The organism is Pseudooceanicola lipolyticus (genome assembly GCF_002786325.1).
Taxonomy (GTDB): domain Bacteria; phylum Pseudomonadota; class Alphaproteobacteria; order Rhodobacterales; family Rhodobacteraceae; genus Pseudooceanicola_C; species Pseudooceanicola_C lipolyticus.
The window spans coordinates 1-9,505 of the sequence record NZ_PGTB01000146.1 but is presented as its reverse complement, the minus strand read 5'-3'; the positions used below and the strand labels follow the sequence as shown (position 1 = coordinate 9,505).

The window sequence follows — 9,505 nt, the reverse complement described above, 5'->3', positions numbered from 1 at the left end:
CGAGGCGCCCAGGACCAGCGCGCGCCCGGTCATCGCGCCACCCCGTTCCGCGACCGGCGGCACCGGTCCGAGCAATGGCGCACCTCGTCCCAGACGGTGGCCCATTTGCGCCGCCAGGCAAAGGGCCGCCCGCAGGTGGCGCAGGTCTTCTCGGGCAGGTCGCCCTTGCGTCGCGCCTTGCCCCTGGCCGCGATATCTCCCGCTGTGCTCAACACGCTTTCCTCCGGCTGCATCGTTGGTTTTTACGCGCGGCCGGCCGACCCGGATCAGTTTTCGCCATGCTGCGGTTGCCCGCTGCAGCGCGCAGATCCTGCAGAGCGCGGTCCGGATCTGCGGCTGCACGCGCGGCCAAGCCACATTTGCCGTCAGCGAATCATCCGAATTGGGAAATACCCCGGCCCGCCAATATCTCATAAGTAGATTCCGGCAGGCGCGGGGGAAATTCCCGGTTGAAATACCCCCGGTATATTTCGTGAATTTCTGAAAATAGGCCGACAAATAGATTGAAGCCGAAAATATTTCTTTGCGTCCACAGAGTCTCGGCATAGGCTCGGTCGGCAAGACTCCTTACAACCTCAAACCCCGGCGCGGAGATCCGGGACAATGCATTTTTTAACTAACTGATATACATAAGGAATAAAGAGTTGCCCGTTCAGCTTCGCTTTGCACTTCCTGCCGTCATCTCGGCCTTTGTTCTGGTCGCCGCCACCCTTGCAAATCCCTCTTTGGCAAGCGAGCCGCGCACCGCCAAAAGTGCCGCGGAATTACAAAATTTACTTTCAATTGTATCCGGCGGCGAAACAATAATTCTTTCTGATGGCAATTACGGAAAATTGGAGATCAAGAAAACATTTTCGCCGGCCATTACCCTGAAATCGGAAACACCGTTTAAAGCACGTTTTCACAAAGTCACCGTACATGGCGGCGGCGGGCTGGTTGTGGATGGCATCCAGACCGAAACCTTTGCCGCCGTCGGCGGCAGCACAGACGTCGCCCTGGTCAACGCGCGGGTCAACGAACTGGCCTATTTCAAAAACGCCTCGGGCCTGCGCCTGGAGGGCAATGACATCGACGGCAAGCTGCACGCGCTGCTGATGAACAGCGTCAGCGATTTCCTGGTGCGCGGCAACCATATCCACGACGCCCAGGAAGACCTGATGCGCGTCACCGGCGACAGTTTTGACGGGGTGATCGAACAGAACCGGTTCACCGATATGCACCCCGAGGACCGTCGCAAGGAGGGCAAGGGCTATAACCATGCCGATGCGATCCAGATGTTCGGCGTCGACGGCAAGACGCCGCGCAACATCACCATCCGCGCCAACCTGATCTATGACGATCCGGCGACCGGCGCCAAAACCACCACCCCGCAGGGCATTTTCCTGTCCGATCCCGGCCCGGGCGGCTATCGCGATATCCTGATCGAACTCAACCTGATCTCGGTCAGCTCGGCCAATTCGATCTATATCAACGGCGGGCAGCAGAACGTCATCGTCCGCAACAACACCCTGATCCCCGGCCGCGGCGATGGCGGCGCGGTGATCCGGCTGGCCAAGAAGGCAAGGTTCGACAATTCCGGGACCGTCGTGCGCGGCAATATCATGAAGGTGCTGTTCGACGAGACCCGCAAATCGCAGATCGGCGGCAATTATGTCTATGGCCGCAACGCACCGCTGGCGCGGCTGTTTTCAGGAAGCGGCCGCACCTGGCAGGATTACGTGCCGGTGCAGGGATCGCCGATCAGCCTCGGGTCGGGTTTCGGTGCCGAGACCTATCTCAAAGCGCTTTTGCAGCAATAAGCAGTCGGCCATTGTCGCCGCGGCAACTGAAGTGGGAGGTTCAGGTGCATTCAGGACATTTTTCAGGACTGGTCCGCGCGTTTTTGCGCTCTCCGGAATTTATCGAATTTTGGGTTACCGAAAATGAACGTCAATCTGCGTGACATCAACCGCGAGCAGCGCCACAGGCAAAAGGTGAAACGCCCGGCACGACCGGCGGAAACCTATGGCCGCATCGGCACTGCGGGCGCGACCGGCGGCAAGCGGGTGCTGATTGTCGATCTGAACAACTTCGCCACCTTTCCGACCCTGGCGATCGGCACCCTGGTTGCCTCGCTGCGCAATGCCGGCCACCAGGTCCGCCTGATGAGCCCGCTGGCCCATGACGTGCCCGCAACCGAACGCGAGCGCGCGGAAACCAAGTTGGACGACCTGAAACGCCGGCTGCATGTCAGCACCTCGCCCACCCTGCGGTTCCTGCGCGAAAGCGCCTTTCGCGCCTATACCTGGCGGATGGAACGCCCGCATCCCAAGGTGATTGCCGAAACCCGGCGCGCGCTGGACAGCGGCTATGACATCATTCTGCTGTCGGCCTATCTGCAACATTACAATTCGGTGGGGGAAATCGCCCGGCTGGCCAAGGCGCGGAACATTCCGGTGCTGCTGGGCGGCCCGATGTTCAACCTTCCGGAAACCGCCGATCTGTGGCGCAAGATCGACGGCATCACCGCGGTGGTCGGCGCCGAGGTCGATCTCTCGGTGGGCGATCTGGTCAGCGCGGTCTGCACCGGCGCGGACCTGCTGCAATTTCCCGGCGTCGTGCTGCCCGACGGCCAGAGCAGCACCGTCGCCCCGCCCTTCCGCAGGCTCGACGACAGCCCGCTTCCGGATTTCACCGACTTCCCCTGGGACCGCTACCCGGTGCGGATCATCCCGATGATGACCGGGCGCGGCTGCCAATGGGACAAGTGCCTGTTCTGCAGCGACGTGATCTCGGCCAGCGGCCGCACCTTCCGGACCAAATCGGTCGACACCGTGCTGCTGGAGATGCAGGAACTGGCCCGCCGCCACGAATCCACCAATTTCCTGTTCCTGGATCTCAAGCTCAATTCCTACCCGGCGATGTTCCGCGGCATCTCGGAGTCGATCCAAAGCTATGTGCAGGGGGCGGAATGGGTCGGAACCGTGCATGTCGACCTGCGCAAGGACAACGGGCTGTCCCGGGCCGATCTGAACGCCGCCGCCCGCGGCGGCATGCGGCGGATCAATTTCGGGCTGGAAAGCGGCAGCCAGCGGTTGCTGGACCTGATGCAAAAGGGCTGCAGCGTCGAACGCAACTCGGAATTCATCCGCCACGCCTACGAGGCCGGGCTCAGCGTGCGCTGCTCGATGTTTCGCGGCTTTCCGGGGGAAACCGCCGAAGACATGCGGCAGACTGCGGATTTCCTGGCCGCGCATGCGCGCTATCTGGACCGGGTCCGCTTTATCGATTTCAAGGTGCCCGAAGGCACCCCGATCGCCCGCGCCCTGGCCGAAAAGAACGAAATGGCCGGGCGGCTGGAGACCCAGCGCCGGGATGCCCGCCGCGCGCGGGTGGACTATTTCAACCCGGAGGGGCGCGACCGGGCCTATCGCCGGGCCAAGGCCCGGGCGTTGGCCACCATCTACGCCATCAACCGGAATCCGCTGCGGCCCTCGGCCCGGCAGTTCGACGGCCTGATGTAAATGCGCTATGACATCCGACGGCTGCTGGGCTCGGGCGACCGCTATGCCGATGCCGGCAATCCACTCCGGCGCCGCCTGCGGCTGATCTCGGCCGGCGAGCGGCGGGAAGAGGCGCGGGCGTTTCTGGACCAGTTCTGCCGCGAAACCGGCGCCTCGGCCAGCTATCACCAGAAACGCTGGGCCGAGATCCGTCGGGAACTGGCCGCCGCCCGGTTCTATCGCCACACCCCCGAAGAGCTTGCCTTTGGCGCGCGCATCGCCTGGCGCAATCACGGGCGCTGCATTGGGCGCCTGTTCTGGGAAAGCCTGGAAGTGGTCGATTGCCGGCATCTGACCGAACCGGACCAGATCGCCCACCGCATGGCCGACCACATGCGCGACGCCCATGGCGACGGCCGGGTGTCGGCGGTGATCTCGGTCTTTGCCCCGGTCGAGGGCGACCGCCTGCCGGCCTATATCGAAAGCCCGCAGATCACCCAATATGCCGGCTATGGGCTGACCGGGGCCGAGGTGCGCGGCGACCGGCAGAATGTCGAGGCGACGCGGATCGCCCTGGCGCTGGGATGGCAGGCGCCGGCCGAAACCGGGCGGTTTGACATGCTGCCCTTTGCCATCCGCGACGCGCAGGACCAGCGCAGCATTCATGTGCTGCCGCGCGACGCGATCCGCGAGATCGCAATCGAACATCCCGACGTTGCCGAACTCGCCAGCCTGGGCCTGCGCTGGTACGCGGTGCCCTGCGTCAGCAACATGATCCTGACCATCGGCGGCATCGACTATCCCTGCGCGCCGTTCAGCGGGTTCTACATGGCGACCGAAATCGCCTCGCGCAACTTTGCCGACAAGAAACGCTATGACCTGCTGCCGCAGGTGGCCCGGTCGATCGGGCTGACGCCCGATGACAAGGCCGACCCGTTCTGGAAGGACACCGCCCTGACGGAACTGAACCGCGCCATCCTGCATTCCTATCGCAAGGCGCAGGTCACCATCCTGGACCATCACGCGGCCAGCCGGCAGTTCATGGAGTTCCACCACCGCGAACAGGCCAAGGGCCGCAGGGTCGCCGCCGACTGGCGCTGGATCGTTCCGCCGCAATCTTCCGCCGCCACCGACGTGTTCCACCTGCGGATGACCAATTTTCACCCGGTGCCCAACTATTACACCTCGCGCAATGCCGAGGGCTGGCGCCTGATGCCGTTTTACGGCGATGCCTACCGCTCGCGCCTGGCAGGCAATTACGACCGCATCCGCCGGCGCTGGAAACTGTGGAAACGCATGGCCTGGTAGCGGCGCTAGTCCCAGTCCGCCTCGGCCTCCATCGCCACCGGGCCGCCGGGCCGGGCTGTCCACAGCTTCAGGCCGCCGCCCTCGGGGGAGGCATTCAGGCTGAAATCGGCATCGTCGAACAGCGGCGACAGCGACCGGAAGCGAAAGCGCGCCGGCGGCGCGCCCTTCAGGTCGGCAGCGTATTGGCACAGCATCGTCGCCTGCATCGGCCCGTGCACCACCAGGCCGGGATAGCCCTCGGTCTCGATGCAGAACGGCTTGTCATAATGGATGCGGTGGCCGTTGAAGGTCAGCGCGGAGTAGCGGAACAACAGGGTCGGGTGCGGGGTCAGGCTGCGGCTGTGCTGGCCCACCGGGGCGGCCGGCGGCGCGGCCCTGGCCTGCCCGCCGGCGGGAATGTCGCGATAGACGATGTCCTGCCGCTCGCTCAGAACGGGGTGGCCATTGGCGCTGATCTCGTGGCTCACCGTGACAAAACACAACGTCCCGGACCGGCCCTGTTTCAGCTGCACATCGGTGATGGTCGACTGGCGGGTGACCTCGTCGCCGATCCGAAGCGAGCCCCGGAAGGCAAACGCGCCACCCGCCCACATCCGACGCGGCAGCGGCACCGGCGGCAGGAAGCCTCCCAGCGCCGGGTGCCCGTCGCGGCCCAGGCCGGACATCGGCGCGATCGGCTGCGTCAGGCAAAGATGGATCAGCAGCGGCGCGACCTCGCCGGGGGCGGTGCCGGACCTGCGGTCGAAGGTGGCGTTGAACTGGCGCACCAGGGTCGGGGTCAGCACCTCGCTTTCGGTTTGTTCGCGGCCGATCCAGCCTTGCAGATGGGCGATATCGACATCCATGTTCAGACCTCCAGCGGCTTCAAGGCCGGCACCGCGCCATAGCTGCGCGACTCCCCCACGAAACGCGCCCCGGGCGCCGGGAAGTGGACCGGGCCATTGGGACTGTCGACGGTGATGCGGCGCAGATGCGGATGTGCGGCCAGCCCGGCCATGTCATTGACCGAGGCCAGCGCGATATTGGCCTGCGACAGCCGCGCCACCGCCGCGGCCGAGTCAAAACGGGCAAAGGCGGCGCCGACCACGGCATCGGTCTCGGCACGGTTGGCCACGCGGTCGACATTGGTGGCAAACCGCGGATCGGTGCCCAGCGTCGCATCGCCAATAAACTCGGTGCACAGCTTGATCCATTCCCGGTCGGACTGGACCGAGATCAGGATCGGCGGCCCCGACCGCGGCTGGAACACGCCGTAAGGTGCAATCGAGGGATGGGCCAGGCCGATGCGCCTGGGCGACTTGCCGCCCTCGTGGTTCAACAGCGGCACGGTCAGCCAGTCGGCCAGCACATCGAACATCGAGACCGAGATTTCGGCCCCCTGCCCGGTGACCCCGCGCCGGATCAGCGCCTCGAGAATAGCGGAATGGGCGGTCGCCCCGGTGGCGATATCGACCAGCGAAATGCCGACGCGGGCCGGCTCGGACGGGCCGCCGGTGATCGAACACAACCCGCTTTCGGCCTGGATCAGCAGGTCATAGGCCTTGCGGTCGGCCATCGGGCCCTCCGCGCCGAACCCCGAGATCGAACAGGTGATCAGGCGCGGATATTGCTGCCGCAGCCGCTCGGGCGCAAAACCCAAACGCGCCAGCGCGCCGGGTTTGAGGTTCTGGATCAGCACATCGGCCTCCGCAACAAGCGCCTCCAGCGCCGCGATGCCCGTCTCAGCTGCAAGGTCCAGCGTCACGCTCTTCTTGCCGCGATTCAGCCAGACGAAATAGCTCGACTGCCCCTGCGCCACATCGTCGTAGCCGCGGGCAAAATCGCCCTCGGGCCGCTCCACCTTGACCACCCGCGCCCCGGCATCGGCCAGCCGCGACGAGGCGAAGGGCGCGGCCACCGCCTGTTCGATGGCGATGACGGTGAGGCCGGCCAGCGGGAGAGATTGCGATATTTCGGTCATGACAACACGTGCCTCGTGCAATTTAGCTGCAAGCCGCGCCACGCCGGGCCGCGGTGCGGCGATGCGCGGCGGGGCTTGGCCCCTTCAGAACGACCTCGGCAGGCCCAGCACATGCTCGGCCACATAGGACAGGATCAGGTTGGTCGAGATCGGCGCCACCTGGTACAGCCGGGTTTCGCGGAACTTGCGCTCGACATCGTATTCATTGGCAAAGCCAAAGCCGCCATGGGTCTGGATGCAGGCATTCGCCGCCTCCCAGGACGCTTTCGCCGCCAGGTACTTGGCCATGTTCGCCTCGGCCCCGCAAGGTTGGCCCGCATCATACAGCGCGCAGGCCTTCCAGCGCATCAGGTTGGCGGCCTCGACCTCGATAAACGCCTCGGCAATCGGGAATTGCACGCCCTGGTTCTGGCCGATGGGCCGGCCGAACACCCGCCGTTCGCCGGCATAGGCGGCGGCCTTGTCGGTGAACCAATAGCCGTCGCCGATACATTCCGCCGCGATCAGCGTGCGCTCGGCGTTGAGCCCGGTCAGGATGTATTTGAACCCCCTGCCCTCCTCGCCGATCAGGTTTTCCTCGGGGATCTCCAGGTTGTCGAAAAACAGCTCGTTGGTCTCGTGATTGACCATGTTGGCGATCGGCTTCACCTCCATGCCGGTCTGCATCGCCTCCTTGATGTCGACCAGGAAGATCGACATGCCGTCAGATTTCTTTTGCACCTCCGACAGCGGCGTGGTGCGGGCCAGCAGGATCATCAGGTCGGAATGCTGCACCCGGGAAATCCACACTTTCTGCCCGTTCACCACATAGCGGTCGCCCCGCTTCACCGCGGTGGTTTTCAGCTGGGTGGTGTCGGTGCCGGTGGTCGGTTCGGTCACACCCATGGATTGCAGCCGCAATGCGCCACTGGCCAGTTTCGGCAGGATGCGCTGGCGCTGCGCGTCCGAGCCGTGCCGGACCAGCGTGGTCAGGTTGTACATCTGGCCGTGGCAGGCGCCGGAATTGCCCCCGGCGCGGTTGATCTCTTCCATGATCACCGAGGCTTCGGCCAGTCCCAGGCCGGACCCGCCATATTCCTCCGGGATCAGCGCCGACATCCAGCCCTCGCGGGTCAGCGCATCGACGAACGCTTCGGGATAGGCTTTCTCCGCGTCCACCTTGCGGTGGTATTCGGCCGGGAATTGCGCGCACAGCGCCCGCACGCCGTCGCGGATATCCTGATACGCGTCGGAAAGAAAACTCATGGCACACCCCCCTGCCGCCTGGCCCGGGTCCAGCGGTAACCCGAGGCTATGCATTGCACAAATATATGATTTAGATGTTCGTCATATGATCACGTTATGCATTGGACCCGCGCCATGGATATCCGGCACCTGCGCTATTTCCTCGCCATCGCCGAGCTTGGCTCGATCACCCGCGCCGCCGCGCAGCTGAACGTGGCGCAGCCGGCCTTGTCGCTGCATGTCAAGAACATGGAGGCCGAGTTGGGCACCCAGCTGCTGCTGCGCAGCAAGTCCGGCGTCACGCCCACCGAGGCGGGGCACCTGCTGATGCAGCGGGCACGGGCGATCCTCGACGATCTCGCCCGCACCCAGGACGATATCCGCACGCTGGAATCCGACCCGATGGGGGTGGTCTGCATCGGCCTGCCGTCGACGATCAGCACCATCCTGGCCCTGCCGCTGATCGAGGCGGCGCGCAAAGCCTATCCCCGGATCCGGCTGAACGTCGCCGAGGCGATGAGCGGTTTCATCGCCGATTGGCTGGCCGAGGGGCGGGTTGATCTGGCGGTGCTTTACGAAAGCTCCGGCGCAGCCAACATCGCCTCGGACCATCTGCTGCAGGAAGAACTGGTGGTGCTCTGGCCGCCCGGCACCGCTTGCCTTGCTGAAATGAGCCTGGCCGGGCTGCGCGATGTGCCGCTGGTCCTGCCCAGCCGCCCGCACGGCCTGCGCGGGCTGATCGACGGCGCGTTGGCGCCGCTGGGCATCGTGCCGCGCATCGCGCAGGAGATCGACTCCTACACCAATATCAAACGCCTGGTCACCGCGGGCTATGGCGCCTCGATCCTGCCCCGGCACGCGGTTCTGGCCGAGGCGCGCGCCGGCGCCGTCGAAATCAGCCGCATCGCCGCACCGGGCTTCTGGCGCAGCGCCTATCTGGTCTATCCCTCCGGGCGGCCGGTCACCCGCGCCCGAGAGGCGGTACTGGCACTGACCGAAGAGGTCATCGACAGCTTGCTGCAAACCGGCGCCTGGGCCGGCGCAAGGCCGGTTGCGCGGCGCTGACTGCGCGCCGCCGCTGCGCGGCTGACCCGCGGCAGCCGTCCGCAGCAGTAGGCGGCCGGAACCCTCACCGCCCTGCCGGGTATCCGAAGCGGGCAATTTCGGATATACTCGCGGCCATCCGAGCCATTGGGGGGACGCAGCATGCAGTGGCTCTTCCGGGCCCTCATGATCGTCTTAGCCGCCCTGCTGCTGTGGGGCGGACCCGCTGCGGCGCGCCTTCCCCCCGACGTTTCAGAGACGGTGAAACCAGAGAAACCCGCCCATGCCCTGCGCTATGCACAGCGCGGCGGCGCGGCGTTCAAGGCAAAACCCCAGAGGCAGGCGCTGAGGCTGTCACGCGGCGCGCCACCCCGGCTGAAGGTGGCCCGGGCCGTCCGAAACCTCTCGCGCGCCTCCGTCAACCGCAAGGCGCCGGGCGCAGGCACCCACCGCTTGACCAACACCGCCGCTGCCCGCCGCGCCCAGA

At 65.4% G+C, this 9,505-nt stretch carries 9 protein-coding genes; 5 read left to right on the top strand and 4 right to left on the bottom strand.

Features of this window, described 5'->3' with window-relative positions; genetic code table 11:
- Positions 1-29 precede the first annotated feature (29 nt).
- A complete protein-coding gene (locus tag CVM52_RS20805) occupies positions 30-212 on the bottom strand; it encodes a DUF2256 domain-containing protein (protein ID WP_306372773.1) in 183 nt (60 codons plus the stop codon).
- Between the two features lie 621 nt (positions 213-833).
- Here CVM52_RS20805 and CVM52_RS20800 point away from each other — a divergent pair.
- From CVM52_RS20800 to CVM52_RS20790, 3 genes are all read left to right on the top strand, one after another.
- On the top strand, positions 834-1,799 hold the full coding sequence (locus CVM52_RS20800; RefSeq protein ID WP_172721057.1) for a right-handed parallel beta-helix repeat-containing protein: 966 nt from the start codon (positions 834-836) through the stop codon (positions 1,797-1,799).
- A 123-nt stretch (positions 1,800-1,922) separates the two neighbouring features.
- The gene (locus tag CVM52_RS20795) at positions 1,923-3,503 is read left to right on the top strand and encodes a B12-binding domain-containing radical SAM protein (RefSeq protein ID WP_100164323.1); all 1,581 of its coding nucleotides are present in this window, start codon (positions 1,923-1,925) and stop codon (positions 3,501-3,503) included.
- Positions 3,504-4,790 (top strand): nitric oxide synthase oxygenase, encoded by a 1,287-nt coding sequence (locus CVM52_RS20790; protein ID WP_100164322.1) that lies wholly within the window; start codon positions 3,504-3,506, stop codon positions 4,788-4,790. It abuts the gene before it with no gap.
- Between the two features lie 5 nt (positions 4,791-4,795).
- On the opposite strand, the gene CVM52_RS20785 is transcribed toward CVM52_RS20790, so the two are convergent.
- The 3 genes from CVM52_RS20785 to CVM52_RS20775 all read right to left on the bottom strand — a co-directional run bounded on the left by CVM52_RS20785 (position 4,796) and on the right by CVM52_RS20775 (position 7,995).
- A complete protein-coding gene (locus CVM52_RS20785; RefSeq protein ID WP_100164321.1) occupies positions 4,796-5,635 on the bottom strand; it encodes an HTD2 family dehydratase in 840 nt (279 codons plus the stop codon).
- A 2-nt stretch (positions 5,636-5,637) separates the two neighbouring features.
- Positions 5,638-6,750, bottom strand: coding sequence for a CaiB/BaiF CoA transferase family protein (locus CVM52_RS20780; protein ID WP_100164320.1), 1,113 nt, complete (start codon positions 6,748-6,750; stop codon positions 5,638-5,640).
- An 84-nt stretch (positions 6,751-6,834) separates the two neighbouring features.
- Positions 6,835-7,995, bottom strand: a complete 1,161-nt coding sequence (locus tag CVM52_RS20775) for an acyl-CoA dehydrogenase family protein (protein ID WP_100164319.1) — start codon at positions 7,993-7,995, stop codon at positions 6,835-6,837.
- 114 nt (positions 7,996-8,109) lie between these two features.
- Between CVM52_RS20775 and CVM52_RS20770 the strand changes: the two genes are divergently transcribed.
- Entirely contained in the window at positions 8,110-9,039 is a 930-nt protein-coding gene (locus CVM52_RS20770) for a LysR family transcriptional regulator (protein ID WP_172721056.1), read from the top strand.
- Between the two features lie 141 nt (positions 9,040-9,180).
- On the top strand, positions 9,181-9,505 hold a 325-nt coding region (locus tag CVM52_RS20765; protein ID WP_133119914.1), incomplete at its 3' end, for a hypothetical protein.